Here is a 24,694-nt window from a genome sequence, read left to right as displayed (position 1 = left end):
TCAAACATCAGGGATGCTAAATTGCAGATAAGAATAAGACCCCTGCCGGTAAAGGCGGGTTTGATTAAAAAAATCAAAACCCAGAAAAAACTCTGCACATGAGGTGACCGCGGGTTTGGCGAAAGCCGAATCGGCAAGGAAGTGGATGCCCGGCTGGGTGGCTGCCCAACAGCTCGTCTTCAACAACAATGCACCATAAATTTCTTGTAATCTGAGCTATAATTTTCACTTTTGATTAACCTTAGCTCTGCGAAATGCACTAGAAAGTTGTTTTATTGATTCTGGCTAACCGAGTATCATGAGAAGCATTTTGACAAATACTGCTGCCACCGCAGCGCTTCAAACACTCCGCACGCTTTCTGATAATTTGGCCACTACCCAACGCGAAGTCTCGACCGGCCTGCGCGTGAGCCAAGCTTCTGACAATTCGGCATATTGGTCCGTGGCGACCACTATGCGGTCTGACAATATGGCCCTGTCGGCCATGCAGGACGCACTTGGATTAGGTGGAGCAACCGTCGACACAGCTTATGCCGGCATGTCCGCCGTTGCAGACGTTTTGAGTGAGTTTAAGGCCAAGCTCGTCGCCGCAGCAGAAGAAGGTGTCGACAGATCAAAGATCCAAGAGGAACTTGAGCAACTGAAGCAGCAGGTGGTTAGCATCTCGGAGAGCGCGAGTTTCAGTGGACAGAATTGGCTTAACGTTGATGTAGATTTGAGCACAGCCAAAAGATCCGTCGTTTCCAGCTTCGTGAGAGATGGATCGGGTGGAGTTAGTGTGAAGACAGCTAATATTGAATTGTCGGACATAGCACTGTTCAACAAGAGTAGAGGCGCGATCCTTCAACAGCGATTCGAAATCACCATGCCGGATCCTAATGCGCCCGGCGGCGTCGGGCTAAAAGATGTTGGTGGTATCGACGTCGATCCCTTCATCGGCGCACTAGCCTATTCTGAAATCACATATCCAGGTGTGCTCACCTCTTGGCCAGTTACATTTGCTGCGGCGGATGAGATAACCTTCGATGCTACATTGAATAGCAGCGTATATGGGCCAGGGCAGTCAGCGCAGGTGACTATAAACCAGTCCGTTGTAAACGCCGCGCTTGGAAGGGTGGATGGTGCAATTCCGAACCAGAGTGCGCTGAAGACGGTAATCGATTACGCCTTCAACTTAAGTTCACTCAGCGTCCTGTCAAACGCCGCGTATAGTTTTGGTGCCGTTCAGGTGAGTATTATCCCTAATCAGGGGAGTGAGATTGGCCATAGCATTCAGATATCCAACGTTATGTCTAATTTGGCGGGAGGCTATGCGTTCGGAATCGACAGGCCTCCCATAAAACTAGTGAATAACCCATATCCGAAGGCCTCGTTTAACTTCACATCCCCTTTCAGCGTTCTGGATGACGCATACTTTTCTTTTACGCTAGCGATGTCAGTTCCCGGCGGCGGCCCCATGTCTGTGACCACACATACGGTAAACAAGGCCGCTGTGGACGCGGCACTAGGTACAGCAGATGGGCGCATAGGTAGTGCTGCAGACTACGCAACGGTTTTGGCATACGTAACATCGGGTTCTGACGTACTCTTCAGTGCCACTGGAGGCAGAGTCGACGCAGACATCAACACAGCAGTTCGTCCGTATCAAGGACTGAACTCGACATTCTTCATCGACAATGTCGCGAAACATGAGCGTACGACGGGTGGATCTCCATCAGATCCCGACGATCTTACGACGTTCGATTTCTTGGGAATAGACATCACTACCGGAAACGTCGCTCTGTCATCCTATATTTCTGCAGTAGATAACATGCTCCAGAAAACTGTCAGCGGCGCAGCAGCGCTTGGCGCGGTCCAAAGCCGGATCGACATGCAGAGCGAATTTGCGTCAAAACTCTATGACAGTATAGCTTCGGGCATCGGACGTTTGGTGGACGCCGACATGAACGAGGCGTCTACACGCTTGAAGGCCCAGCAGACCCAAGAGCAGTTGGCCATTCAGTCGCTGTCTATTGCAAACACTAGCGCTGACATGGTGCTTTCGTTGTTCAGGCAGTGACGACGGAGACTACCTGCACACCCGCCGAGATAAGCGTCGCGGCAATCATGAGCGACATGATGGTGAGCAACACTTTATCGCCCATATCGCAGCCCGCATCTTAAGCCGTTCGGCGTCGGCGCGTTTATCAAGCTGCAGCCTTCGGCCTTGGCTATCCGGCGCAGAAGGTCTGGCAGCACCAGGTCAGGGCCGAGTTTCCGAATCATAGCGTTGCCGTCGTAACGTCGGCTCAAGCCGCAGCGATCACAGCCGACGGTCATCTTCTGGTTTTGATATTCCGATAGGCGTCGAGCGCCTGCGCCAAGCGACATGGTTTTGCTCCTGCCGCCGCCTGTGGGTGGCCACCGCTGGCCGTTGGTCGGATTTAGGGCGGTGGCCAGGGTGGCGTCAAGCTCCCCGCCGTGCATCGACATAATCGACCACCTCGGCCTGTATGCCGGCAGAGTCGTTCCGGATGATGATAAGGCGCGGCGAGTAGCCGCTGGCATCAATGCCGACGACCGTCACCTCTTTTCCGCTAGTCGGGTGGAGGCCTTTGTATGTTTCTGTCAGGGGGATCACGCTGGTCATGTGCTTTCTCTCCTCAGGTTTTTGAATTTCTAATTTTACCGGGGCTCAAGCATGTACGCATGTACGGACTATAAGAGTCCGTACACGTACATACATGCCTGATGATGCCGGTGATGTGTTGATGTACGCGTGTACGTACATGTACGCGTACATCACCGTACATGGCTAAAGTGCCGGCTCTATAGGGACAAAGCCCTCGTCAACCTTCTCGACACGGCCCTGCTCAAGTAGCGCCGTCTTTGCCCGGTTGAACTTTTGGTCCAGCGTGCCACGAGACTTGCCCGTGCCGTCGTCAAACACCTCCCGGCACTTCGCCCGCCAGCTTGCCATAGTCACTGGCTCGCCATCCGCATAAAGCTCGTGGAGTGCCGCTAGGGCCTTCCTGTTCGGCCCGTCAAGGGGGCGCTGTGTGGCCGCCGACTCGCCGTCCGACATGGGGACCGCCATAACGGTTGGAACCGGCCGGCCTTTGCTGTCGACCAACTGAGGCGCGCTGACTGTCTGCAGGCGAAAAGATATCGGCTTGAAGTCCGGCCCGCGGTGCTTGCCCTGCCAGTGAAGGCGGACAGCCTCGCCAGTCTTCGACAAAGTCAGGTTGCCGTCCATTTCGGCGATAAAGGCCCCGCCGCCGCGTGGGAGCAGGTTGTCGTTGGCGGCGTTCTTTGTCGGATGGCAGGGAACGATAACACACGGCCTGCCTGGCAGAGTAGTAAGCGCCCGCAAGTCTCGAGCGTGTCCGCCAAGAGCGGTGTTGCCGTTCTCGTCGTCGCCTTGGAAGTATGCGGCTGACGTGTCAACCACGACAAGGCCGGCACCGCCGATCGCCTCGACTTGAGTGCGGATAGCTTCAATTGCTTCAGGAATAGAAAAGCGCTCGGTGATGAAATGCACGTCAAGCTTTGTCGGGTCCAAGCCACGCTCGTGACAAATGCCAATCCAGCGCATTGCGACGTCATCGGGGTTTTCGCCCGCGAAGTAAACAACGCGCCCCTGCGAGACCTCACGGCCAGCAAGCTCCCGCCCCTGTTCCGTAAGAAGCGCAAGCAAAAGTGCAACGGCAGTTTTGCCCGTTCCGGTGCTGGCCGTTAGAGAGTAGACGAAGCCCTTCTGTGCAATGCCCTCAATGGCGTAGTCGGGCGGCTGGAAACCACGAACGAAATCAGCTGAGGACACGAGCTTAGGCGGCGTGTTGTCATTGGCCGGCTCGGTGAAGCGTAGCCGATAGGCAACGCGCTTGTCGACGTGGGCTTGGATGCCGGCTTCCATCCGAGTGGCGGCTGCGGTAATCGCCTCCGCATAGTCGCGGGCATCGCCATTCCCAAGGTCCAAGTCGATGATGGCGTTCTGGAACTCGAGAACGAGATCGGAAACTTCAACGCGCTTTGGCGCCTTGCTTTTCAATGGGGCCATTACACGGCCTCCCTGCTGCCAGCAAATACGACGGGCAGCCAGTGCGGCGTGCTGTATTTGCGGCTGACGCTATCGGCCAGGGGCATGTCGAGCACGCCGCCGTCGAAGCTATAAACAAGCCAGTTTGTCGCCGTCGGAACTATGCGGCCCGCCTCGATGAGGTTCTTCATTGCGGATATTGCCGCGGGGGACATGTCCGCCCAAAGGACCACATTCTGGTCTTCGCGCCCCCACATTTCGGAGCCTGCAAATCCGGGGATATCGCGGGCCAATTCAACCATGGTGACACCGGAACGCAGTTCCAGGTATTTGGAGATTCGGGTCTCCAAGATTGAGGCTTGACGCTCCCTTGAGGAGAGGCGTGACACTAAATCAAATGCTGTGTTCATGACGGGCGATTTCCCCACTGGCGATGATTGCAAGTTGCGCTGCGACTTCGGGCGCGAATGTTACGGCTGGCCCTCCGCTTATGGACGGTCCGAAGACGCGAAGGCCTGTCTTGGCCTGCACGAGCTTCAGTCCGTATGCTTTAACGCCAGGCGCCAACTCGGCATCAAAGCGTGCAAGAGTGTTTCCGCTCGCGGTTTCGCGGCGGATTGATATGATTCTCAATCTGGTCTCCTGTATTTAGGTAATTGCCTAAGCGGCTAGCGCTTGCGGCTGTCTGTCTGGCAGCAAGTCACCGATGACGCTCATGACATCGGCGCAACTCATGCTGTTCTTTTCCATCAGTGCGGCGGCGAGCCGATCAATGGCCAGCCAGTTGTCGAGGACAAGACGCCTTGTCCTGTCCTTTAGCTTCTCCAAGCCAGCGCGCCGCCCGGCAAGGATCTTGAGGTCATCGAAAAGCGCGAAGAGAGATTCGAAGTCGGACTCCCCGACGCCGCTACATATTGCGTTCCAGTGGATTGACTTGAGGGACTTGTGCCCACGAGACACCATGTCCGCATATGGTCCGGCGAGGCACCCGATGATCTCCCATTCAGCGCACTTGATGTAGTGGTCGGCCATTTTGGGCTGCGTACTTTTGACGAATTCCGCCGTTCCAACGCTCGCAGTGTAGAGGCCGGTAATCTCGCAAAGCCCATAGGCGTAAATGGGCAGCCCCTTCCTGCTCAGAAAGAAGTTTGTACCCCTCGGCCTGATGTGGACTTTGTGGATTCCAAACGTATTGCCGTAGACGTCGATGGTGCCAAGGATAGCTGCAACAGCGTGACCGGCCTCATGTCGCGCAATGTTTATCCATTCGTCATCGTCTACATGTGCACTCAGCATGCGGATGGTCTCGCGCTTCATGCCGCCACCTGCCGCGCTGCAATCCGCTGATCGAGCCAAGCCTCAACCTCAGCCCGCACAAATGCGATGCGTCGCTCGGTTAGCTGGACCGGCTTGGGGAACTGCCCTTCCGCAGCCATCAGCGTCAGCAGCGTCCGCGAAAGGCTAGTGGCTTCCGCTGCTTCCTTGGGGTTCATGAGGCGGGGTTTGTTGTCGTTGGCGGCTTTTTCCATCTTTTTCAAAATCTCCTCTTGACAGGCTTGAATAAACTGGTAGATTGACGAATGTGATTTGATTGGCTTATCTGTTGTCAAAGCCAACGGACATTAAAGGCATTCTACAAGTTTGTCAATAGAGAAAATGCGCCTAGCTAGCGCAGTACGCCTCCCAATCGTCCATTAGCGCCCTTCTCTTCTGTAATGCATCCTGACGACGATAAGCGGCTTCCGTCTTGTCCCTAACAGCATGTGCCAGCGCCATTTCGATCACATCGCGCGGGTGGTGGGTCTCGTCACCGGCCCAATCTCTGAATGTGCTTCGCATCCCGTGGATCGTCACCTTCTTGACGCCAGAAGCGGCGCGCAGGCTTTTGTTCATCGCCGTGTCACTGATGGGCGTGCCGATCTTCCCGCCCTCAAAGACAAGATCACTCGTCGCCGCTTGCTTCTGCGCCTTCAGGATGGCGATAGCCCTGTCGGTCAACGGAACGCGATGCTCCGCCCCGCCCTTCATGCGCTTCGCCGGAATCACCCACAACGCGCCATCCATGTCGATCTCGGACCATACTGCGCCACGAACCTCACCGGACCGGCAAGCCGTCAGGCAGAGCAATTCGGTAGCTCGCGCAGACACTGCACTAGATTCCCCCAACGCCCTCATGGTGGCTGGAATTAGCTTGTAGTCGAGCGCTGGATGATGCCCACGTGAAAGCTTATTGCGCGCCGGCAGCAGGTTCTCCAATGCGCCGCGCCATGCAGCTGGGTTATCGCCCTGAAACAAGCCCCTCGCCTTCGCTGCATCCATCACGGCAGCAATGCGCATTCTCGTTCTATCTGCCGTTTCCGGCTTGCTCTCCCATATCGGATTAAGCGTCCTGACCACGTCGTCTATCGTAACCTTAGCCACCGGCAAGTCATGGAGCGGCTTGGCATATTCGCGCAGTGTCATTGCCCACTGCTGGCGATGTTTTTCGTTTTTGCTCGACTTGGCCTTTAGCTTAATGACGTCCTCCATGATCTCCGCAAAAGTCGCGCCGGTCTTCTTGTCTGCCTTTGGATCCTCTTTGCGTGCTAGCATGTCTCTTATCGCTGCAGCCTTATCACGAGCCAAGGAAACGGAGACAGGCGCGGTGCCAGCACCATAGCCCCCTAGCCCCAACTCGGCGCGCTTGCCTTCCCATCGATAGACGAAAAGCCATTGTTTAGATCCGCCTGGCCGAACGCGCAGGTATAGCCCATCCCCGTCCGAGTAGATCCCCGGTTCCGATAACGCCTTGCATGCCTTCTCAGTGAGTTTGTGTCTTGCCATTGCCCAATCCTGCCATAAAATTTGGCCTAAATTCGTTGGGCAATATAAGGCGGACAGACACAAATTCTAGTATGTGTTTTCAGCAGTTGCGCTATTGGTCGTAATCATGCGGACACCCCATCCGCCATCACTCTTGCCGCACGCCTCGACCTTACCAATCTTTCACTGTCATTTCCGCGCCGAAGGTCTATCTCCATATCCTTGCAAGGCAGATCCCGCTTGACCGCGATCAAGGGCTAGGGAAGCGGACGGGTGCAGGATCAGGCAGGACCGACATGACCGTGAAAGACAAGACGTGACCGACGACGCAAGACCCTCGACCGCCTCCGGGACCGAAGAACTCAAGGCCCTTCTCGCCTCGGCCGCGCGACCGAAGCGTCGGTGGGGTTTGCGGCTTGTCGGGCTTCTGGCTCTCGCCACTCTCGGTTATGGCGCCTATCTCTGGTCTTCCGACGGCACGACGGTGAGCTATAAGACCTCAGAACTGAAACCCGGCAACCTCACGGTTCTGGTCACCGCCACGGGCTCCGTCGAGCCGACGGTCCAGGTCGATGTTTCCTCCGAACAGTCGGGCACGATCCGCGAAGTGCTGGTGGATTTCAACAGCGAGGTGAAAAAGGGCGAAGTGCTCGCCCGCCTCGACACGGACAAGCTAAACGCCGATCTGAAGGCGAAGCAGGCGGCCCTGGCGTCCTCTCGGGCTGCCGTCTCCAGGGCGCGTGCCGATGAACAATCGGCCAAGGCCAAGCTCGACCGGTTGACGGCGCTGGTCTCGAGCCGCGTCTCCACCCAGCAGGATCTCGACACGGCGGAATTCACCTTTCAGGCAGCATCGGCCGCCCGCCAGAGCGCCGAAGCCGACGTGATCTCGGCCGAGGCTGCACTCGAACAGGCAAAGCTCTCTTTGTCGAAGGCGACCATCCTGTCGCCGATCGATGGCATCGTCCTGTCGCGCAATGTCGATCCGGGCGCCACCGTTGCCGCCTCGCTCGAAGCCCCGACCCTCTTCACCATTGCCGGTGACCTGCGCGAAATGGAGCTGCAGGTGTCGATCGACGAGGCCGATGTCGGTCGCGTCACGGTCGGCCAGACCGCAAGCTTCACGGTCGATGCCTTTCCCGACAAGCGTTTCCCGGCCGAGATCACGTCGATCCGCTACGCCGCCGAAACCGTCAATGATGTCGTTACCTACAAGGGTATCCTGTCGGTCGCCAATGACGACCTGCTGCTCCGGCAGGGCATGACGGCCACAGCCGACATTGTCGTCGAACAGGTCACGGACGGCTTGCTGATCGCCAATGCCGGCCTGCGTTATGCTCCGCCTGCCCCTGTCACCGAAACGACGAGTGGCGGCACCGGCGTCTTCAGCCTGTTTCGTCCGCCCCGCCAGGCCCCGCCCGTCGCGCCTGAGCCGACCGGCCGGGAGCGGACGATCTGGCTGCTGCGCAATGGCCAGCCCCTCGCCGTCAACATCGAGATCGGCGCCTCGGACGGTCAGAACACCGTCGTCGTCAAGGGCGACGTCAAGGAGGGCGATCGGGTCATCACCGACCAGACCGTCCGCAGTCGCTGAGATCCGTGATGGCCCCTGCCCCGCTCATCGAGTTCCGCCAGATTTCCCGCATCTACGGTCGCGGCGAGGCGACCATCCGCGCCCTCGACCGTGTGGACCTTACCATCGACCGGCATGAATTCGTCGCGATCATGGGCCCTTCCGGCTCCGGCAAGTCGACGGCCATGAACATCCTCGGCTGCCTCGATGTGCCGACCTCGGGCCAGTATCTTTTCCAGGGCATCGACACCTCGGACTTCGACCGGGCGCAATACACGCTGCTGCGCCGTCACATGCTGGGTTTTGTCTTCCAGGGCTTCAATCTTCTCGCCCGCACCTCCGCCGTGGAAAATGTCGAACTGCCGCTGGTCTATCGCGGCATGGACGCCCGCGAGCGGCGCGCAAGGGCGCTGAAGGCGCTAGCGCAGGTCGGCCTCTCCGGTCGCGAGAACCACACCACCCAGGAACTCTCAGGCGGCCAGCAACAGCGCGTCGCGATTGCCCGTGCCATCGTCACCAGCCCCGCTGTGCTTTTGGCCGACGAGCCGACCGGCAATCTCGACACAAGGACCAGCCGCGAGATCATGGAGCTGATCACCGGGCTCAACCGGGATCATGGCATTACCGTCATCATGGTCACCCACGAAGACGATATCGCAGCCTATGCCAAGCGCACCCTGCGTTTTGTCGATGGCCATATCCAGTGCGACAGCCATGCGAAAGCGGAGGTCGCCAGTGTTTCTTGAGACCCTGAAGCTGGCACTGCGTGCCATTCGCCGCAATCTCTTGCGCTCCTTTCTCACCGTGCTCGGCGTCGTCATCGGTGTCGCGGCTGTCATCGCCATGGTCACGATTGGCAATGGCACCACAGCCCAGGTGACGAGCGAAATCTCCAAGCTCGGCACCAACCTTCTGTTCGTCCGTCCCGGCCAGTTTGGCCCCGGTCGCGCCGGCACGGATGCCAAGAAATTCACGATCCGCGACATAGAGGCGATCCGCGACCAGATCCCCGGGCTTCGCGCCGTGGCGGCCATCAACCAGTCCAGCCAGACGGTCATCTTCGGCGGCCAGAGCCGCCAGACCGCGATCATCGGTTCGGGCGGCGATTATCTGGTGGCACAGAACTGGGAGCTCGCAACCGGCCGCAGCTTCCTTGCCTCCGAAGAGCGTGGCGGCCAGGCCGTCTGCCTGATCGGCGAAACGGTGCGCTCGAAGCTCTTCGGCTCGACCCCCGCCGTCGATCAGATGATTCGCGTCGGCAGTGTCGCCTGCCAGGTCATCGGCGTACTGGCAAAGAAGGGCCAGAGCGGCATGGGCAGCGACCAGGACGACGTGGTGATGATGCCGCTCAAGGTCTTTCAGCGGCGCATCAGCGGCTCCAGCGACGTCTCCAGCCTCATGCTCTCGGCCGAAGACGGTGTCTCTACCGCCAAGGTCCAGGCCGATGTCGAACGGCTCCTGCGCGAACGACGCAAGATCGTCCCCGGCCGCGACGATGATTTCACCGTCAACGACATGACGCAGATGGCTGCGACGCTCACCGGTACCACGACACTGATGACCGGACTGCTCGGCGCGGTCGCGGCCGTATCTCTGCTCGTCGGCGGCATCGGAATCATGAACATCATGCTGGTCTCGGTCACGGAACGCACCCGCGAGATCGGCATTCGGCTCGCGATCGGCGCGGTGGAGCGTCAGGTGCTCATGCAGTTCCTGGTCGAAGCCATCACGCTGTCCGTCTTCGGCGGCGTGGTCGGAATCGCGTTCGGCCTCGGCATCGCCTACACGGCGGTCAGCCTGATGTCTGTCCCTTTCGTCGCCAGTCCCTCGGTTATCCTGCTTGCCTTCGCCTTTTCGGCCGCAATCGGCATGATCTTCGGCTATTTCCCGGCAAGGCGCGCCGCCCAGATGAACCCGATCGATGCCCTGCGCCACGAATGAACGGTACAAGCTGAAGTCCGGCGACCAGCTTGGGGCAAACTTGCCATGCTGTAGCTGGGCCTAATGGACATGCGACCGGCGACGGTACGGCTGTCCGGACAGTCGACCACCTGAGGGAGTAAGCCCATGTCCGCATTCCCGGACCGCGACACAGTCGCCGCCAAGATCGCCTCGATGCAGGAGCCCGACCAGGCTTTCCTGCGGCTCATCTTCGAAAACCCGGCCCAGGACGATGCCTTTCTTGAAGGGCTGTACCTTTACCTCGATATCGCATCGGAAGCGCGTTTTCTGAATTCCCTGAAGCTTGAACGCAACGGGGAATGGATTGGCAACAATGCCCCTGGCCGGCTGCAGATCCGTCTGATGGAAGCCGCGCGGTCCAGCCAGCACCCGGCCTTCGCCGCCTTTCGCACCGGCCTGTCACGTTCCGGCGGTCTGGAGCGCGCCTACCCGAAGGCTGCCGTGTAGAACCGTTCATTTCTAAATGGAAGCAGTTCTGCCGGAGCAGATTTTTGTCGGGGCAGCGACGATCGGCGCAGCGCATACCCTGAGGTATGGGCGAGACGATCGTTACTGATCCCGGCGGAAATATGCCCGGCCCTTCGGGTCGGCGGGAACGGGCCGCCTGATCGCCCGGCTGGCTTGGCCGTATGCTATGGCTACGACGCGCGCCAGCCGGGCGACCATCCGACTCCGTTTCAGCCAACAGAACTGATTCCATTTGGAAATGAACGGTTCTAGCGCCATTGCAGCAAGAGTGCACGACGGTTTGCGCAGCCGAATGCACCGACCGACTATTGCGGGATCGGCATGCTGACGGAGAGGATCGGCCCCATCGGGAAAAGCCGGTCCATCCGATTCTCTTCGGCGATGAAGACGCTGGAAATCGTGCCGTCGAGATAAAGCGCGTTTTGGCAGCCGAGACGGTCGCGGAAAAGGGTCGCGAAGTCGTAGAACCGCACCGGCACCCTCGACACGACCATCACGACCCGGCTGTCTGCATCGACGCCCACACCGTTGCGGATCTTGAAGCTGTCGCTGTCGGCCAGGAAGCGAGGATGCAGCTTTCCGTCGATGACCAGCATGGGGCCCGATTGCGTGCCGAAGTCCGGGTCAATCCCACGCGCGACAAAGGACTTGGTCTCCATGACGGACGCTTTGCCGTCCTTCACTAGGAAGACGCCATTCGGCAGCAGATGAAAATTCCCCCAGCCGCCTCCGGTCACGGCCGGCTTCAGCACCTTGCCATACTCGGCGAAGTAGCCGACCGGCGACAGATCGTCGTGATACATGCCGGCATTCATGGCAAAGACCAGAACCCGCCGCTCGGCCCAGAGCTGGCGACGCAGCCCCGCAAATCCGCCATAGGGCAGGCCCTCCGGAGAGGCGAGGTGGAGGCGGATATCGTTCTTTGCAGGATCAAAACGGCAAACGAGATAGCTCTCTTGCTCCTGGCGCATCTCCTCGCAAGCCGCAACGGCAAGCGAGGGCAGGAGTAATCCGGCGAGAAGAACGATGAGCTTCAGTGGGGAATGCACGTGGGACCCTCGGTGGAGCCTCCCTCATGGCGACTATCCCCCGATTTGTGAAGTCTGTCTCCTGGCCTGGTCAACAGCAACAACCGAGCGCCGGCAGTTTTCTTGCCGGGATCTTTGTGCAAGCTTCGATCTGACCTGGCGACCTGGACCAGACTTTCCGACCGAGGGAACCCATGAACGTGATGGAAGCGCCAAGATTGCGCCTAAGATTCGCGACCGCAGGTGATGCCGCGGCACGGTTCTCACTCGGCCATGACCCGGACATAACGTGGATGTTCGGCGTGAGCCAAGCCGACCACAAACCTATGACAATGGAAGCAGCCGAGGCCTGGGCACTCGGCCAATCCAAAGACGTGAACGCCCGGATCATCGAAGTTGATGGACGATTGGTCGGGGAAATCAAGCTGCACAGCATCAACGCTCAGGACCGGCGCGCCTCCATGGCAATCGCGATTTACGATCCGCAGATGCTGGGCAAGGGATTGGGAACCCGGGCAATTTGCCTGCTTTTGCACCACGCCTTCACCCAAATGGACCTCCATCGGGTCGGCGTGCGTGTTCTTGCCTACAACAAGCGCGCAATAAGAGCCTACGAGAAGTGTGGTTTTGTCCTTGAAGGGCGCGAACGGGAAACGGCCTTTGTGGATGGTGTCTGGCATGACGACCTGATGCTGGGCATCCTTTCCCATGAATTCCAACCGCACCAGGACGAATCAATGCCTGCTGAAACGTGAGGCTAGACATCCGCTGCATCTGCACGGTGCCCTGCCGGTTTAGGTGCGGGGTCTCGAAGCGGACCCGTCTGTTCCCGGCAGCCTGAGCGCCTCCATGTGAAACTTGAGCTGTGCCTCCGGATACCGGAACGCGTCACCGACGGGACAGGCGTTGCGGGCCAGGCAGCCAGACGTCATGCAGCCGCCCTGCCCTTGCGGCGTGACGAGATGCCTTCGACAGCCGGCAACGTCGAAGCCATCGGGCGAGACGGCTCCGACAGGACATGTAGATAAGCACGGCTTGTCACGACAGGTATCGCAGGGGTGGACCTCGCTGCGAACAGGCGTTTCCACCGCGCCGTCCAGAGCGCGAAACATGAGCGCGCCGCGATAGCTGTGCCAGAGGCCGAGGCGTGGATGAATGAGAATGCCGAGCGGTGAGGGTTCCAGCCCTTCCGCCTGCATGGCCCAGCGCTGAAAGGGTTGGTAAGGCGGATCCGACGGGTAGCAGGGCTCTGCCCCGATGCGATTGCCAATCTCGTCGATCACGATCTTCGACCAGCGGTCGAGCGGATCGGCACCCCCTCGATCGGCCTGTGACATCCGCCAGCGCTCGAAATGCGGCCACATCGCTCCACCCGCCGCGCCAATCAACAGCACCGCCTCAGCGCGCGCGCCATCGTCAAGCATGGGCGCCGCATCTTCGGGCCCGAAGCGAACGAGCCCGCGCAGCGAAAGCCCGTGCGGCGCAAGCAGCGCCTCGATCTCGGTCAGAACGGAAGAAGGGCCGCTCATCGCGGCCCCTCGATCTTGTAATGCGGTCGCCAGACCTCCTCCTGGATCATGTCGGCAACCTGGCTAGCTCCGCCTTGCTCCCTGGCAACGGGACCCTTTCAGGAGAAGGCGTCGGGCATCGAATCCTTGCGGCTCGCCACATAGGCGAGGAGTGCCTCGTCGATCGCCGGATCAAGAGCGGGTGCTTCGTAAGCATCGAGCCACGAACGGCAGAGCGCGTTGGCGCGATCTTCGATCCGCTTGCGACCCTCGATTTCCCACTGCTCGAAGGAATTGTTGTCGGCGAGCGCCGAGCGATAGAAGGCCGTCTGGAAATTGGCCTGCGTGTGGGCGCAGCCGAGATAATGCGCGCCGGGGCCCACCTCGCGGATGGCGTCCATCGCCTGGCCGCTTTCCGTCAGATCGACGCCCGCTGCCATCTTCTGCATCATGCCGAGCTGATCCTGGTCGATCATGAACTTTTCGTAGCAGGCGGCAAGTCCGCCCTCGAGCCAGCCGGCGGCATGCAGGACGAAGTTCGCCCCGGCAAGCAGTGTCATGTTGAGCGTATTGGCGCTCTCGTGTGCTGCCTGGGCATCCGGAACCTTGGAGGCACAGAGCGAGCCACCGGTACGGAAAGGCAGGCCCATGCGCCGCGCGAGCTGCGCCGCACCATAGGAGACCAGTGCAGGTTCCGGCGTACCGAATGTCGGCGCACCCGACTGCATCGAGATCGAGGCGGCAAAGGTGCCGAACAGCACCGGCGCACCCGGACGGATGAGCTGGGTGAAGGAGGCGCCTGCCAGAACTTCCGCCAGGATCTGCGTCAGCGTGCCTGCGACGGTCACCGGGCTCATGGCGCCCGACAGGATGAACGGCGAAATCACCGAAGCCTGGCCGTGACGGGCATAGACCTTGGCCGCGCCAAGCATGGTCTCGTCGAAGACCATCGGTGAGTTGGCATTGATCAGGTTCAGCATGACGCAATTGTTTTCGACGAAGTCGTCACCGAAGACAAGCTTGGCCATGGCGACCGAATCTTCTGCGCGCTCTGGTGCCGTGACCGAGCCCATGAACGGTTTGTCGGAATATTTGATATGGCTGTAGACCATGTCGAGGTGACGCTTGTTCACCGGAATGTCGACCGGCTCGCAGACCGTGCCGCCCGATGAATGGATCGACGGCGCCATATAGGCGAGCTTTACGAAGTTTCGGAAATCCTCAAGCGTCGCATAGCGTCGATTGCCTTCGAGGTCGCGCACGAAGGGCGAACCGTAGACCGGTGCAAACACCGTCGCATTGCCGCCGATGCGCACATTGCGCTCCGGGTTGCGGGCGTGCCAGGTGAATTCAGAAGGCGCGGTCTTCAGGAGTTCGCGGCACAGGCCCTTCGGGAAATGCACCCGTTCGCCCCTGACATCGGCACCGGCCTGTTTCCACAGTTCCAGCGCCTCGGCGTCTTCACGGAATTCGATGCCGATCTCTTCGAGGACGGTATCGGCATTGCGCTCGATCAGTTCCAGCCCCTCCTCGTCCAGCACCTCATAGGTTTTGATCTTGCGGGTGATATAGGGCATCGACGGACCGGCACCGCCGCCGCTGCGCGATGCTCTGCGGGCCGCGGCCCCCCGTCCTTCGCCGCGTTGGCGGCGGCCTGCGCCCGGTTCTGCCGTAATGTCATCCATGTCTGCTTCCTCGCTCGAGCGCTCATCCGCGCTGCTTCTCTCCTCCATTATGCTATTCCAATCCGCATGTGAAACCATCCTTTATGCGCCAACGGCTTGCGTCTCACAGACATCGGCTTTTCTCACGCTTGTCTGTCTCCGTCGCTTTTCAGGGGCGGCGCGTCGTAATCGAAAAGAGTTTTTCACGAACTTGAGGTTTAAGTTTCCTTCGGGCAGTCTCATGCCCGGCGCGACCGGAATCGCGTTTGAAAAGAAGCGGGAAGCACCACCATGGCCGAAGACGACATCATTCTTTCCGAACTCTCCGACGAGGAACTCGTGCAGCAGATGCATGACGACCTCTATGATGGCCTCAAGGAAGAGATCGAGGAAGCGACACAGATTCTGCTCGATCGCGGCTGGGCACCTTACGACATCCTGACCCAGGCGCTCGTCGAAGGCATGCGCATCGTCGGCATCGATTTCCGCGACGGCATTCTTTTCGTTCCGGAAGTTCTGCTCTCCGCCAATGCGATGAAGGCCGGCATGAACATTCTGCGTCCGCTGCTTGCCGCCACCGGCGCACCGAAGCAGGGCAAGATGGTCATCGGCACGGTCAAGGGCGATATCCACGACATCGGCAAGAACCTTGTCGGCATGATGATGGAAGGTGCGGGCTTCGACGTGATCGACCTCGGCATCAACAATCCGGTCGAAAACTATCTGGAAGCGCTTGAGCGTGAAAAGCCCGATATCCTCGGCATGTCGGCACTGCTGACCACGACCATGCCCTACATGAAGGTCGTGATCGACACGATGAAGGAAAAGGGCATCCGCGACGATTACGTCGTTCTCGTCGGCGGCGCACCGCTCAATGAGGAATTCGGCAAGGCCGTCGGAGCCGATGCCTATTGTCGCGATGCCGCCGTCGCGGTCGAAACGGCAAAGGAATTCATTGCCCGCAAGCACAACAGCATGGGCGCCCGCGCCTGAGACTGGAAGAAAAGAAGCCGGCCCTAGAGGCCGGCTTCCACATATGCGCCCTGCGGTGCCGACATCATGCTCTGCCAGGCGACATGGCCTCCGGCATACAGGACGGCCGCCAGCATGTAGATGGCACTGGCCTTGGCGATCGTCTCGAGCGTCATGCTCTCCTCCTGTGTCAGCCGTGGCGGGCGATATGGTCGTCAGACCAGGTTAGCGGGTTGCTGCACCTTCAACGTTATTGGCAGCAGACTGCGTTGCATTGACGGTGTTGGCCGCATCCTGGCCGACACCACGGATCGTGTTGCCGCAGGACGACAGTGCGAAGATGGTGAGAACGAGGGCTGCGCCGGCTGTCAGTTTTTTCGCCATCATGTTGATGTACCTTCTGTCTGGGTGACGAGTGGAATGCGATGGAACAACGCGCCAAATCGGAAAAGGTTCATGTTATCGCCTGCGGAGCGATTGCCCGTGAAATCTTGGCGGTGAAGGCGCTGAACGGGCTCGACCATTTGAGCCTGGAATGTCTTCCCGCCATCTGGCATGTCTGGCCGGAAAAGATCGCGCCGGCGCTGCGCGAAAAGATCGCCGAAGCCCGGGCTGCAGGCCACGAGAACATCTTCATCGGTTATGCCGAATGCGGCACCCAGGGCGAGATCGACCGGATCTGCGCCGAGGAGCGGCTGACCCGCCTCTCCGGTCCCCACTGTTATGCCTTCTTCACCGGCACCGAAAAATTCCTCGCCGAATGCGAGACGGAGTTCACCGCCTTCTACCTGACGGACCTGATCACGAGGCAGTTCGAGGCCTTCGTCATCGAACCGCTGAAACTCGATCGGCACCCCGAACTGCGCGACATGGTCTTCGGGAACTACACGAAGATTGTCTATCTCGCCCAGACCGAAGACGCCGAACTGCAGGCCAAGGCAAAATGGGCGGCGGAATACCTGAAGCTCGATTACGAATACCGCTTCACGGGCTATGGTGATTTGCAGCCGGAACTGCTCGAGGCCGCACGCGCTACCGCGCCGGCCGACTGATTTCTCCGCTTTCCGAAATGAATCGGCTACCGGATCGAGTTCGCGACGCTGCGCCCGGCATCCTTGGTCGCGTCAACCGCATTGCCGACATCATTGCCGATCCCGCGGATCGTATTCCCGCAGGAAGAGAGCCCCAGCGTCAGCACCAAAAGCATGGCGAGGGTGCCGACCGTGCGATGAGCAAAAACAGTCATCCTGATTCCCCGTCTACCTGTTCAAGCAGGATTAGGTGACAAGCCATCACGAAAAAATCAAGGCAAGGGGTTAGGACGGTTTCTACGGAAAGCAGAAGGCAGCATTCACGCTCCCTTCACCATTCTCGAAACCGTGAACACGACACGGATCCGCTTTAATCCGGTTGTAATCACCGTCTGTGACACTGGCTGACAGGTCAACAAAAACCAAGAGAATGAGAAATGACCGACAGGGCAGATACATGGGCGGCAGGTTTCGCCGCCGCGCGTGAAAGCAACCATCCAGAAAATCTTTCGGACCTCCTCGTCCGTTTGGCCCGCACGACCGACCGCAAGGTGACGATCCGTGATATTGCGATCGCCCTACAGGACCGATCCTTCGGCGCCTTTCTCCTCGTTTTCGCCCTGCCCAACCTTGTGCCTCTGCCGCCCGGGGCGACCTTCATTTTGGGCTTGCCGCTGATCTTCGTCGCCTGGCAGATGATGGCGTCGCCCGGCGGGCGGGTCTTCTTCCCTCGCATCGTCAGCGATTACGGCGTCGAACCCCAGACCTTCGAAGCCATCGTCAAACGCCTCGTGCCGTGGATGCGCTGGGCTGAAAAGCTGGTGGTGCCGCGCTTCTGGCTCTTCGGGAGCCGGTTCGCGGAGCGTTTGATCGGCGTCCTCGCGCTGATTCTCGCCATCGTCGTCTTCCTGCCGATCCCGCTTGGCAACTGGCCCCCGGCCTTTGCTCTGGCAGTCCTCGGTTTTGCCCATTCCCAGCGTGACGGTCTCGGTGTCGTCATCGGCTGCCTGATCGGCCTCCTGTCACTGGCTGTCGCCGGCTTTGTCGTCTACACCGCCGTTGCCGTGGTTTCGCTTGTCGTCTGATGCAGATGCCCATGCCAGTGTCCCGGAACCGTAAGGTGGTCGTCATGACGGCCGGTGGGCTCAATCCCACGATCGTCATCCAGCATCTCGCCAGATCCGGGATGGACGTCGAGGTCATCCTCGAAGAGGCCGAGAGCAAGGGGGAGATCGTCAGGCGGCGGGCCCGTCGCCTGGGCTGGATCAACGCGCTCGGCCAGCTTGGAACGATGATCGCAGCGCGCGCCTTGCGCCGTGCCGCCAACCGCCGTGTCGCCGAACTGCTCACCCGTCACAACTTCGACCGCACACTTCCGCAGACTGTCCCGATCCACCCGGTCACCTCGATCAACGCGCCGGAAACGGCGGCACTCGTCGATGAACTGAAGCCCGGCGCCATCCTGCTCGTCTCGACCCGCCTGATGTCGGTACGACAACTGGCCGCCCTGCCCTGCCCGGTCATCAACCTGCATGCCGGCATCAATCCCAACTATCGCGGCCAGATGGGTGGCTACTGGTCGTTGCGCGAAAACGATGCCGAAAATTTTGGTGCAACGCTTCATCTGGTTGATGCAGGCACCGACACAGGTGGCACGCTGTACGAGGTCCGCACAAAACCAGCACCCTCCGATTTCATTTCGACGTATCCGCTGCTGCTGACCATTGCCGCTCTGGACATCACGCGCCAATCGATCGAGGACGCGCTGGCCGGACGCCTGGCGCCCCACATGCCGCCGGGCCCCTCCGCACTCCGCTTTCCCCCCACCCTCTGGTCGTGGATCTGGTGCGGCCTAATGCGCCGAATCTGGTAAAAACATCGCCGATCGTGGCAGCGTCGTTTTTGGCGATAAGCGACGTCGTGAAAAGCGCAGTCCGGCGAATGCCCCCCGTGCATTCTGCCCTGAAAGGGAGTGAGTGGCATGGCAGACAAGATCGTCGTTTACTGGCGGGATATCCCGGCCCAGGTGATCGTCAAGCAGGGACGCAAATCCGCAAAACGCGAGCTTTCGCTGCGCTTCACCGAGGCAATCGACATGGCGGCGATGCGCTCGGGCGCTGCCGAAACCGACGCCTATCTCGCCGACTGGCGCAAGGCCGATCCGGTCCCGGTCGGTGATGATCTGGACGCCGAAGCCGAAAGTGCTGCCGCCGAACTGGAGGCGGCTTACGACAAGGCCCGCCTCGTAGCCCTCGTCCATGCAGGAGGCCGCGACAATGGCTGAACCCAAACTCGTCGATCCCGGCCCGCCGAAGAAGGGCAATGCCGCCCCGGGCGCCAAGGCTGCCAGCGGCGCCTTCACGCCTGCGGGTGTCTCGCCCAACCGCCGCGCCCGCCGCTCCTACACGATCCGTCTCTGGGCGGTGCGCAACTCGCGCTTCCTCGAATGGTTCTACCGCAATTTCGCCAATGCCTTCCTCTTCCTCCACCCGGTCTGGAAGAAGCTCGGCTACAACCGCGTCGAAAAGCCGATCACCTTCGTCGAACGCAATGTGAAGGGCCTGCTCTTCGACTGTCGCATGTGCGGCCAGTGCGTGTTGTCCTCGACCGGCATGTCCTGCCCGATGAACTGTCCGAAACAGCTGCGCAACGGCCCCTGCGGCGGTGTCCGCGCCAACGGCAATTGCGAAGTCGAGCCCGACATGCCCTGCGTCTGGGTCCAGGCCTGGAACGGCTCGCGCAACATGGTCGCCGGCGACGCGATCCTCAAAGTTCAGAAGCCGGTCAACCAGTCGCTGCGCGAAACATCCTCCTGGCTGCGGGTGACGGCGGAAGCCGCCGCCGAGCGGGAAAAGAACACGGCAAAGGAAGCCTGAGCATGGCCCAGATCGACGAAAATCCGCTTGGCGTTCACCTGCCGCTCGATCCCCTGCCCGGCCATTCCTCGCTTGGTCGGCTGGAACGCGTGCTCCGCCGCGGTGAGTTTGCCGTCACCGCCGAGCTGAACCCGCCCGACAGCGCCGATCCGGAAGATGTCTACGAGCGTGCCAAGGTCTTCGACGGCTGGGTGGATGGCATCAATGCGGTCGATGCGTCCGGCGCAAACTGCCACATGTCCTCGGTCGGCATCTGCGCGCTTTTGACCCGCATGGGTTACGCCCCGATCATGCAGATCGCCTGCCGTGACAAGAACCGCATCGCCATCCAGGGCGACGTCTTGGGTGCCGCCGCCATGGGCGTCGCCAACATCATGTGTCTGACGGGCGATGGCGTGCAGGCCGGCGACCAGCCGGGTGCCAAGCCCGTCTTCGACCTCGACTGCATGTCGCTTCTGGAAACCGTCCGCACCATGCGCGACCAGTCGAAATTCCTGTCCGGCCGCAAGCTGACCAGCCCGCCGAAGGTCTTCCTCGGGGCGGCGATCAACCCCTTTGCCCCGCCTTACGATTTCCGTCCCTACCGGCTCGGCAAGAAGATCGAGGCCGGTGCCCAGTTCGTCCAGAGCCAGTATTGCTTCGACGTGCCGATGTTCCGCGAATACATGAAGAAGGTCCGCGACCTCGGCTTCCACGAGAAATGCTACATCCTCGTCGGTGTCGGTCCGCTGGCCTCCGCCAAGACCGCCAAGTGGATCCGCTCCAACGTTCCGGGCATCCACATTCCCGACCACGTCATCAAGCGCCTGGAAGGCGCCGAGGATCAGAAGAAGGAAGGCAAGCAGCTCTGCATCGACATCATCAACGAGGTGAAGGAGATCGAGGGCGTCTCGGGCGTACACGTCATGGCCTATCGCCAGGAGGAATATGTCGCCGAAATCGTCCATGAATCCGGCATTCTGAAGGGTCGCAAGCCCTGGAAGCGCGAACATGCCCGGGCCGACGATATCGCCGCCGAGCGCATGCGCGAGATCGGTGCCGATCCGGTCCAGGACCAGCAGGAACTCGCCGCCAGGGCTGCCCACGCGCAGCAACACTGAACAACCGCCTTGCCTTTGTCCGGCATTTGCCGGCACATCCCATTTTCGCCGCGCGAGAGCCGGCATCGACCGGAGGACTGAAATGACCCGCACCATCGTCGCATCCGCCACCAAGGAAATCATCATCGGTTTCGACCAGCCCTTCTGCGTGATCGGCGAACGCATCAACCCGACGGGCCGCAAGAAGCTCGCCGCCGAAATGCAGGCCGGCAATTTCGAGACCGTCATCAAGGATGCCCTGGAACAGGTCGCCGCCGGCGCCACCATGCTCGACGTCAATGCCGGCGTGACCTCGGTCAACCCGAACGAGACCGAGCCGGGCCTGCTCGTCCAGACGCTCGAAATCGTTCAGGGCCTCGTCGACGTGCCGCTGGCGATCGACAGCTCCGTCACCGCCGCTATCGAAGCCGGCCTCAAGGTCGCCAAGGGCCGCCCGCTGGTCAATTCCGTCACCGGCGAGGAAGAAAAGCTCGAAGCCATCCTGCCGCTCGTCGCCAAGTACAATGTCCCGGTCGTTGCCATCTCCAACGACGAGACCGGCATCTCCCAGGATCCCGACGTTCGTTTCGCCGTCGCCAAGAAGATCGTCGAGCGCGCCATGGATTACGGCATCAAGCCGCATGACATCGTCGTCGACCCGCTGGTCATGCCGATCGGCGCGATCGGCTCGGCCGGCCTCCAGGTCTTCGCCCTGATCCGCCGTCTGCGCGAGGAGCTGAAGGTCAATACCACCTGCGGCCTCTCCAACATCTCCTTCGGCCTGCCCCATCGCCACGGCATCAATGCCGGCTTCATCCCGATGGTCATCGGTGCGGGCATGACATCCGCCATCATGAACCCCTGCCGCCCGCAGGAAATGGAAGCCGTCCGCGCCGCCAATGTCCTCAATGGCACCGACGAGAATTGCTACAACTGGATCAAGACCTATCGCGACTACAAGCCCGCCGAAGGTGGCGGCCATGCAGCCCCCGCCGCAGCCCCGGCCTCTGCCGCCACCGGCGGCGGTCGCCGCGGCGGTCGCGCGGCACGTGTCGGTGGCGGTGCGCCGACGGAGTGATGGGAAAGACCGGTTGAGGCGCCTCTTCTCCCCAGCGGGGAGAAGGTGGCGCGTAGCGCCGGATGAGGGGGTATACCCCCTCCACCAACAAAGAGGGAAACGTCCCTCGAAACCGAAAGACCCTGATGACCGAGACCGCAGATCCCCTCGTCCTCTTCATGACCTCCGGCACCGCCGGAGTTCGTTGTGTGAAGGCAGGTATTCCGCTGAAAGGTAAGGACAGAGCACTGGTCCACGCGCGGGATCCGCTATGCTGAAGCAATTTCTGTATACGACACTATTTGCGGTTATCGTCGTTGCCGTTCTCAGACTGGGCGCGTTTCCGGACAAGCAGCAATTCGCGCAAGCGAGCCAGTCACTGCAGGCGTTTTTGCTTCCTGCCATCCTCCTCGTCGTCACGATCGGCTTGGCATTGGTTGTGATCGTGGCCAAGGCACCCCACTTGGCGACCGCGAGGCGGATCAACCAATTTACTTGGATTTCCGGAGCTGGGCTCGCGGCTGCCCTGATTGCCGCGCTCGCCTATATCAAACTGGCGCCCTGAGAGGACGCGGATAAAGAACATGACAGACGCCACCAACCAAGACCCCCTCGTCCTCTTCATGCCCTCCGGCAAGCGTGGCCATTTCCCCGTCGGCACTCCGGTGCTCGAGGCAGCCCGCACGCTCGGCGTCTATGTCGAGAGCGTCTGCGGCGGTCGTGCCACCTGCGGGCGCTGCCAGATCGAGGTCCAGGAAGGCCAGTTCGCCAAACACGGCATCACCTCGTCCAACGATCACATCTCCCCCATCGGCCCAAAGGAAGAGCGCTATGACCGCGTTCGCGGCCTGCCCGAGGGCCGTCGCCTCTCCTGCTCGGCCACCATCCAGGGCGATCTCGTCGTCGACGTGCCCCAGGATACGGTCGTCAATGCCCAGGTCGTGCGCAAGGCAGCCTCCGACCGCGTCATCGAGCGCAACCCGGCCGTCCATCTGTGTTATGTCGAGGTCGACGAACCCGACATGCACAAGCCGCTCGGCGATCTCGACCGCATGAAGGTCATGCTGGAAAAGGACTGGGGTTATACCGATCTGCAGATCGAGCCCTATCTCTTGGCCCAGGCGCAAAAGATCCTGCGCAGGCAAAATTTCACCGTCACCGCCGCGATCCATCGCGACAGCGTCACCTCGCGCCCGACCGTCATTGCGCTCTGGCCCGGCCTGCACAACGAAGCCTATGGCATCGCCTGCGACATCGGCTCGACCACGATCGCCATGCACCTCGTCTCGCTGCTCTCGGGCCGCATCGTCGCCTCCTCCGGCGCGTCCAACCCGCAGATCCGCTTCGGCGAGGATCTGATGAGCCGCGTCTCCTATGTGATGATGAACCCGGATGGCCGCGAGGCCATGACCAAGGCCGTCCGCCAGGCCGTCTCCGATCTCGTCGACAAGGTCTGCACCGAAGGCGGCGTCGCCCGCACCGACATCCTCGATGCCGTCTTCGTCGCCAACCCGATCATGCACCACCTCTTCCTCGGCATCGACCCGACCGAACTCGGCCAGGCGCCCTTTGCGCTCGCGGTATCCGGCGCCGTCTCCTGCAAGGCTTCCGACATCGAGCTTTCGCTCAATCAGGGTGCCCGCACCTATCTGCTCCCCTGCATCGCCGGCCATGTCGGGGCGGATGCCGCCGGCGCCACCCTGGCGGAAGGCCCGCACCGCCAGGACAAGATGATGCTGATGGTCGATGTCGGCACCAATGCCGAGATCGTGCTTGGTAACCGCACACGCACGGTTGCCGCCTCGTCGCCCACCGGTCCAGCCTTCGAAGGTGCCGAAATCTCCTGCGGCCAGCGCGCTGCCCCCGGCGCCATCGAACGCGTCCGCATCGACCCTCAAACCCTCGAACCCCGCTTCAAGGTGATCGGCGTCGAGCAGTGGTCGGATGAGGAAGGCTTTGCCGAAGCGGCGGAAAAGACCGGCATCACCGGCATCTGCGGCTCGGCGATCATCGAAGTCGTCGCCGAAATGTACCTCTCCGGCGTCATCTCCGCCGATGGCGTCGTCGATGGCGCGATGGCCGCCAAAAGCCCCCGCATCCTCGAAAACGGCCGCACCTTCTCCTACCTGCTGCATGACGGCGCCCAGAAGATCACGGTCACCCAAAACGACGTGCGCGCCATCCAGCTCGCCAAGGCCGCGCTTTATGCCGGCATCAAGCTCCTGATGGAAAAGCTCAAGGTCGAAACCGTCGACACCATCCGCTTCGCCGGCGCCTTCGGCTCCTTCATCGATCCGAAATACGCGATGGTCTTGGGCCTCATCCCCGATTGCGAACTCTCTGACGTCAAAGCCGTCGGCAACGCCGCCGGCACAGGCGCCCTCATGGCCCTCCTCAACCGCGACCACCGCCGCGAAATCGAGGACACCGTCACCCGCATCGAAAAGATCGAAACGGCGCTGGAACCCCACTTCCAGCAACTCTTCATCGACGCCATGGCGCTGCCGAACAAGGTCGATCCCTTCCCGAAGCTGGCGAGTGTGGTGACGCTGCCGGAGCGGAAGGTTCTGGCGGAGGGCGATGGGGACGGTGGCGGGCGGAGGAGAAGGAGGAGCAGGGAGTAAGAGGCGAGGTCGCTCTGTTCTGACTGGGGCGT

At 60.7% G+C, this 24,694-nt stretch carries 28 protein-coding genes; 16 read left to right on the top strand and 12 right to left on the bottom strand.

Annotation, left to right across the window (positions count from 1 at the left end; translation table 11 throughout):
* Positions 1 to 310: 310 nt before the first annotated feature.
* Positions 311 to 2,059: a flagellin gene (locus tag H6M51_RS11125; RefSeq protein WP_246780477.1), complete on the top strand. Its 1,749-nt coding sequence runs from the start codon at positions 311 to 313 to the stop codon at positions 2,057 to 2,059.
* A 387-nt stretch (positions 2,060 to 2,446) separates the two neighbouring features.
* On the opposite strand, the gene H6M51_RS11120 is transcribed toward H6M51_RS11125, so the two are convergent.
* From H6M51_RS11120 to H6M51_RS11095, 6 genes are all read right to left on the bottom strand, one after another.
* A complete protein-coding gene (locus H6M51_RS11120; protein ID WP_185809906.1) occupies positions 2,447 to 2,629 on the bottom strand; it encodes a hypothetical protein in 183 nt (60 codons plus the stop codon).
* 165 nt (positions 2,630 to 2,794) lie between these two features.
* The gene (locus H6M51_RS11115) at positions 2,795 to 4,039 is read right to left on the bottom strand and encodes an AAA family ATPase (RefSeq protein ID WP_185809905.1); all 1,245 of its coding nucleotides are present in this window, start codon (positions 4,037 to 4,039) and stop codon (positions 2,795 to 2,797) included.
* A complete protein-coding gene (locus H6M51_RS11110) occupies positions 4,039 to 4,428 on the bottom strand; it encodes a hypothetical protein (protein WP_185809904.1) in 390 nt (129 codons plus the stop codon). Before H6M51_RS11110 ends, H6M51_RS11115 begins: the two co-directional genes overlap by 1 nt.
* Before the next feature lie 250 nt (positions 4,429 to 4,678).
* Positions 4,679 to 5,335, bottom strand: a complete 657-nt coding sequence (locus H6M51_RS11105; RefSeq protein ID WP_185809903.1) for a hypothetical protein — start codon at positions 5,333 to 5,335, stop codon at positions 4,679 to 4,681.
* Positions 5,332 to 5,634 carry an AlpA family transcriptional regulator gene (locus H6M51_RS11100; RefSeq protein WP_246780476.1) on the bottom strand — a complete coding sequence of 101 codons (303 nt, stop codon included), beginning with the start codon at positions 5,632 to 5,634 and terminating at the stop codon, positions 5,332 to 5,334. Before H6M51_RS11100 ends, H6M51_RS11105 begins: the two co-directional genes overlap by 4 nt.
* A 46-nt stretch (positions 5,635 to 5,680) precedes the next feature.
* Positions 5,681 to 6,841 (bottom strand): site-specific integrase, encoded by a 1,161-nt coding sequence (locus H6M51_RS11095; protein ID WP_185809902.1) that lies wholly within the window; start codon positions 6,839 to 6,841, stop codon positions 5,681 to 5,683.
* Positions 6,842 to 7,136: 295 nt separating this feature from the next.
* Here H6M51_RS11095 and H6M51_RS11090 point away from each other — a divergent pair, with 295 nt between their 5' ends.
* From H6M51_RS11090 to H6M51_RS11075, 4 genes are all read left to right on the top strand, one after another.
* Positions 7,137 to 8,414, top strand: a complete 1,278-nt coding sequence (locus tag H6M51_RS11090) for an efflux RND transporter periplasmic adaptor subunit (RefSeq protein WP_185809901.1) — start codon at positions 7,137 to 7,139, stop codon at positions 8,412 to 8,414.
* Between the two features lie 8 nt (positions 8,415 to 8,422).
* On the top strand, positions 8,423 to 9,139 hold the full coding sequence (locus H6M51_RS11085; RefSeq protein ID WP_185809900.1) for an ABC transporter ATP-binding protein: 717 nt from the start codon (positions 8,423 to 8,425) through the stop codon (positions 9,137 to 9,139).
* Positions 9,129 to 10,334: an ABC transporter permease gene (locus tag H6M51_RS11080; protein ID WP_185809899.1), complete on the top strand. Its 1,206-nt coding sequence runs from the start codon at positions 9,129 to 9,131 to the stop codon at positions 10,332 to 10,334. The genes H6M51_RS11085 and H6M51_RS11080 overlap by 11 nt, the downstream gene beginning before the upstream one ends.
* Before the next feature lie 126 nt (positions 10,335 to 10,460).
* Positions 10,461 to 10,802 carry a hypothetical protein gene (locus tag H6M51_RS11075; RefSeq protein ID WP_162547929.1) on the top strand — a complete coding sequence of 114 codons (342 nt, stop codon included), beginning with the start codon at positions 10,461 to 10,463 and terminating at the stop codon, positions 10,800 to 10,802.
* A 326-nt stretch (positions 10,803 to 11,128) separates the two neighbouring features.
* Here the strand turns inward: H6M51_RS11075 and H6M51_RS11070 are convergent, their stop codons facing one another.
* Positions 11,129 to 11,794 (bottom strand): phosphodiester glycosidase family protein, encoded by a 666-nt coding sequence (locus tag H6M51_RS11070; RefSeq protein WP_185809955.1) that lies wholly within the window; start codon positions 11,792 to 11,794, stop codon positions 11,129 to 11,131.
* 251 nt (positions 11,795 to 12,045) lie between these two features.
* Here H6M51_RS11070 and H6M51_RS11065 point away from each other — a divergent pair, with 251 nt between their 5' ends.
* Positions 12,046 to 12,606 (top strand): GNAT family N-acetyltransferase, encoded by a 561-nt coding sequence (locus H6M51_RS11065; RefSeq protein ID WP_185809898.1) that lies wholly within the window; start codon positions 12,046 to 12,048, stop codon positions 12,604 to 12,606.
* Positions 12,607 to 12,645: 39 nt separating this feature from the next.
* On the opposite strand, the gene H6M51_RS11060 is transcribed toward H6M51_RS11065, so the two are convergent.
* Together H6M51_RS11060 and H6M51_RS11055 are read right to left on the bottom strand one after the other, a co-directional pair.
* Positions 12,646 to 13,380, bottom strand: coding sequence for a ferredoxin (locus H6M51_RS11060; RefSeq protein WP_185809897.1), 735 nt, complete (start codon positions 13,378 to 13,380; stop codon positions 12,646 to 12,648).
* A 98-nt stretch (positions 13,381 to 13,478) separates the two neighbouring features.
* Positions 13,479 to 15,044, bottom strand: coding sequence for a trimethylamine methyltransferase family protein (locus tag H6M51_RS11055; protein ID WP_185809896.1), 1,566 nt, complete (start codon positions 15,042 to 15,044; stop codon positions 13,479 to 13,481).
* A gap of 270 nt (positions 15,045 to 15,314) precedes the next feature.
* Here H6M51_RS11055 and H6M51_RS11050 point away from each other — a divergent pair, with 270 nt between their 5' ends.
* The gene (locus H6M51_RS11050) at positions 15,315 to 16,016 is read left to right on the top strand and encodes a B12-binding domain-containing protein (RefSeq protein WP_162547933.1); all 702 of its coding nucleotides are present in this window, start codon (positions 15,315 to 15,317) and stop codon (positions 16,014 to 16,016) included.
* A gap of 23 nt (positions 16,017 to 16,039) precedes the next feature.
* On the opposite strand, the gene H6M51_RS24850 is transcribed toward H6M51_RS11050, so the two are convergent.
* Both H6M51_RS24850 and H6M51_RS11045 read right to left on the bottom strand, forming a co-directional pair.
* Entirely contained in the window at positions 16,040 to 16,171 is a 132-nt protein-coding gene (locus H6M51_RS24850; RefSeq protein WP_281418950.1) for a hypothetical protein, read from the bottom strand.
* A gap of 49 nt (positions 16,172 to 16,220) precedes the next feature.
* Positions 16,221 to 16,382 carry an entericidin gene (locus H6M51_RS11045; protein WP_185809895.1) on the bottom strand — a complete coding sequence of 54 codons (162 nt, stop codon included), beginning with the start codon at positions 16,380 to 16,382 and terminating at the stop codon, positions 16,221 to 16,223.
* Positions 16,383 to 16,420: 38 nt separating this feature from the next.
* Between H6M51_RS11045 and H6M51_RS11040 the strand changes: the two genes are divergently transcribed.
* Entirely contained in the window at positions 16,421 to 17,047 is a 627-nt protein-coding gene (locus H6M51_RS11040; RefSeq protein ID WP_185809894.1) for a DUF1638 domain-containing protein, read from the top strand.
* Positions 17,048 to 17,073: 26 nt separating this feature from the next.
* Here H6M51_RS11040 and H6M51_RS11035 read toward each other — a convergent pair whose 3' ends face one another.
* Positions 17,074 to 17,202, bottom strand: coding sequence for an entericidin B signal peptide protein (locus H6M51_RS11035; RefSeq protein ID WP_162547969.1), 129 nt, complete (start codon positions 17,200 to 17,202; stop codon positions 17,074 to 17,076).
* A gap of 261 nt (positions 17,203 to 17,463) precedes the next feature.
* Between H6M51_RS11035 and H6M51_RS11030 the strand changes: the two genes are divergently transcribed.
* The 8 genes from H6M51_RS11030 to H6M51_RS10995 all read left to right on the top strand — a co-directional run bounded on the left by H6M51_RS11030 (position 17,464) and on the right by H6M51_RS10995 (position 24,662).
* Positions 17,464 to 18,111 carry an exopolysaccharide biosynthesis protein gene (locus H6M51_RS11030; protein ID WP_162547936.1) on the top strand — a complete coding sequence of 216 codons (648 nt, stop codon included), beginning with the start codon at positions 17,464 to 17,466 and terminating at the stop codon, positions 18,109 to 18,111.
* An 11-nt stretch (positions 18,112 to 18,122) separates the two neighbouring features.
* Complete coding sequence (locus H6M51_RS11025; protein ID WP_246780475.1) at positions 18,123 to 18,899, top strand: formyl transferase; 777 nt, start codon at positions 18,123 to 18,125, stop codon at positions 18,897 to 18,899.
* Between the two features lie 108 nt (positions 18,900 to 19,007).
* Positions 19,008 to 19,310, top strand: a complete 303-nt coding sequence (locus H6M51_RS11020) for a virulence factor (protein ID WP_162547937.1) — start codon at positions 19,008 to 19,010, stop codon at positions 19,308 to 19,310.
* Positions 19,303 to 19,902: a methylenetetrahydrofolate reductase C-terminal domain-containing protein gene (locus tag H6M51_RS11015; protein WP_162547938.1), complete on the top strand. Its 600-nt coding sequence runs from the start codon at positions 19,303 to 19,305 to the stop codon at positions 19,900 to 19,902. The genes H6M51_RS11020 and H6M51_RS11015 overlap by 8 nt, the downstream gene beginning before the upstream one ends.
* A gap of 2 nt (positions 19,903 to 19,904) precedes the next feature.
* Positions 19,905 to 21,002, top strand: a complete 1,098-nt coding sequence (locus H6M51_RS11010; protein WP_162547939.1) for a methylenetetrahydrofolate reductase — start codon at positions 19,905 to 19,907, stop codon at positions 21,000 to 21,002.
* An 82-nt stretch (positions 21,003 to 21,084) separates the two neighbouring features.
* Positions 21,085 to 22,059: a methyltetrahydrofolate cobalamin methyltransferase gene (locus H6M51_RS11005; RefSeq protein WP_185809891.1), complete on the top strand. Its 975-nt coding sequence runs from the start codon at positions 21,085 to 21,087 to the stop codon at positions 22,057 to 22,059.
* A gap of 250 nt (positions 22,060 to 22,309) precedes the next feature.
* Positions 22,310 to 22,603: a hypothetical protein gene (locus H6M51_RS11000; RefSeq protein ID WP_185809890.1), complete on the top strand. Its 294-nt coding sequence runs from the start codon at positions 22,310 to 22,312 to the stop codon at positions 22,601 to 22,603.
* Between the two features lie 19 nt (positions 22,604 to 22,622).
* Positions 22,623 to 24,662: an ASKHA domain-containing protein gene (locus tag H6M51_RS10995; protein ID WP_185809889.1), complete on the top strand. Its 2,040-nt coding sequence runs from the start codon at positions 22,623 to 22,625 to the stop codon at positions 24,660 to 24,662.
* Positions 24,663 to 24,694 lie beyond the last annotated feature (32 nt).

The sequence above is a fragment of the Rhizobium sp. AQ_MP genome (assembly GCF_014237835.1).
Lineage (GTDB): Bacteria > Pseudomonadota > Alphaproteobacteria > Rhizobiales > Rhizobiaceae > Allorhizobium.
The sequence above is the reverse complement of the archived record's forward strand: the minus strand, read 5'-3'. Positions and strand labels throughout refer to the sequence as shown.

Excerpts from the sequence above, each read along its gene's own strand:
- H6M51_RS11120 (WP_185809906.1), bottom strand. The coding sequence starts at position 2,629 with ATGACCAGCGTGATCCCCCTGACAGAAACATACAAAGGCCTCCACCCG.
- H6M51_RS11115 (WP_185809905.1), bottom strand. The coding sequence starts at position 4,039 with ATGGCCCCATTGAAAAGCAAGGCGCCAAAGCGCGTTGAAGTTTCCGAT.
- H6M51_RS11110 (WP_185809904.1), bottom strand. The coding sequence starts at position 4,428 with ATGAACACAGCATTTGATTTAGTGTCACGCCTCTCCTCAAGGGAGCGT.
- H6M51_RS11105 (WP_185809903.1), bottom strand. The coding sequence starts at position 5,335 with ATGAAGCGCGAGACCATCCGCATGCTGAGTGCACATGTAGACGATGAC.
- H6M51_RS11095 (WP_185809902.1), bottom strand. The coding sequence starts at position 6,841 with ATGGCAAGACACAAACTCACTGAGAAGGCATGCAAGGCGTTATCGGAA.
- H6M51_RS11085 (WP_185809900.1), top strand. The coding sequence starts at position 8,423 with ATGGCCCCTGCCCCGCTCATCGAGTTCCGCCAGATTTCCCGCATCTAC.
- H6M51_RS11075 (WP_162547929.1), top strand. The coding sequence starts at position 10,461 with ATGTCCGCATTCCCGGACCGCGACACAGTCGCCGCCAAGATCGCCTCG.
- H6M51_RS11070 (WP_185809955.1), bottom strand. The coding sequence starts at position 11,794 with ATGCGCCAGGAGCAAGAGAGCTATCTCGTTTGCCGTTTTGATCCTGCA.
- H6M51_RS11065 (WP_185809898.1), top strand. The coding sequence starts at position 12,046 with ATGAACGTGATGGAAGCGCCAAGATTGCGCCTAAGATTCGCGACCGCA.
- H6M51_RS11060 (WP_185809897.1), bottom strand. The coding sequence starts at position 13,380 with ATGAGCGGCCCTTCTTCCGTTCTGACCGAGATCGAGGCGCTGCTTGCG.
- H6M51_RS11055 (WP_185809896.1), bottom strand. The coding sequence starts at position 15,044 with ATGGATGACATTACGGCAGAACCGGGCGCAGGCCGCCGCCAACGCGGC.
- H6M51_RS11050 (WP_162547933.1), top strand. The coding sequence starts at position 15,315 with ATGGCCGAAGACGACATCATTCTTTCCGAACTCTCCGACGAGGAACTC.
- H6M51_RS24850 (WP_281418950.1), bottom strand. The coding sequence starts at position 16,171 with ATGACGCTCGAGACGATCGCCAAGGCCAGTGCCATCTACATGCTGGCG.
- H6M51_RS11045 (WP_185809895.1), bottom strand. The coding sequence starts at position 16,382 with ATGATGGCGAAAAAACTGACAGCCGGCGCAGCCCTCGTTCTCACCATC.
- H6M51_RS11040 (WP_185809894.1), top strand. The coding sequence starts at position 16,421 with ATGGAACAACGCGCCAAATCGGAAAAGGTTCATGTTATCGCCTGCGGA.
- H6M51_RS11035 (WP_162547969.1), bottom strand. The coding sequence starts at position 17,202 with ATGCTTTTGGTGCTGACGCTGGGGCTCTCTTCCTGCGGGAATACGATC.
- H6M51_RS11030 (WP_162547936.1), top strand. The coding sequence starts at position 17,464 with ATGACCGACAGGGCAGATACATGGGCGGCAGGTTTCGCCGCCGCGCGT.
- H6M51_RS11025 (WP_246780475.1), top strand. The coding sequence starts at position 18,123 with ATGCCAGTGTCCCGGAACCGTAAGGTGGTCGTCATGACGGCCGGTGGG.
- H6M51_RS11020 (WP_162547937.1), top strand. The coding sequence starts at position 19,008 with ATGGCAGACAAGATCGTCGTTTACTGGCGGGATATCCCGGCCCAGGTG.
- H6M51_RS11015 (WP_162547938.1), top strand. The coding sequence starts at position 19,303 with ATGGCTGAACCCAAACTCGTCGATCCCGGCCCGCCGAAGAAGGGCAAT.
- H6M51_RS11010 (WP_162547939.1), top strand. The coding sequence starts at position 19,905 with ATGGCCCAGATCGACGAAAATCCGCTTGGCGTTCACCTGCCGCTCGAT.
- H6M51_RS11005 (WP_185809891.1), top strand. The coding sequence starts at position 21,085 with ATGACCCGCACCATCGTCGCATCCGCCACCAAGGAAATCATCATCGGT.
- H6M51_RS11000 (WP_185809890.1), top strand. The coding sequence starts at position 22,310 with ATGCTGAAGCAATTTCTGTATACGACACTATTTGCGGTTATCGTCGTT.
- H6M51_RS10995 (WP_185809889.1), top strand. The coding sequence starts at position 22,623 with ATGACAGACGCCACCAACCAAGACCCCCTCGTCCTCTTCATGCCCTCC.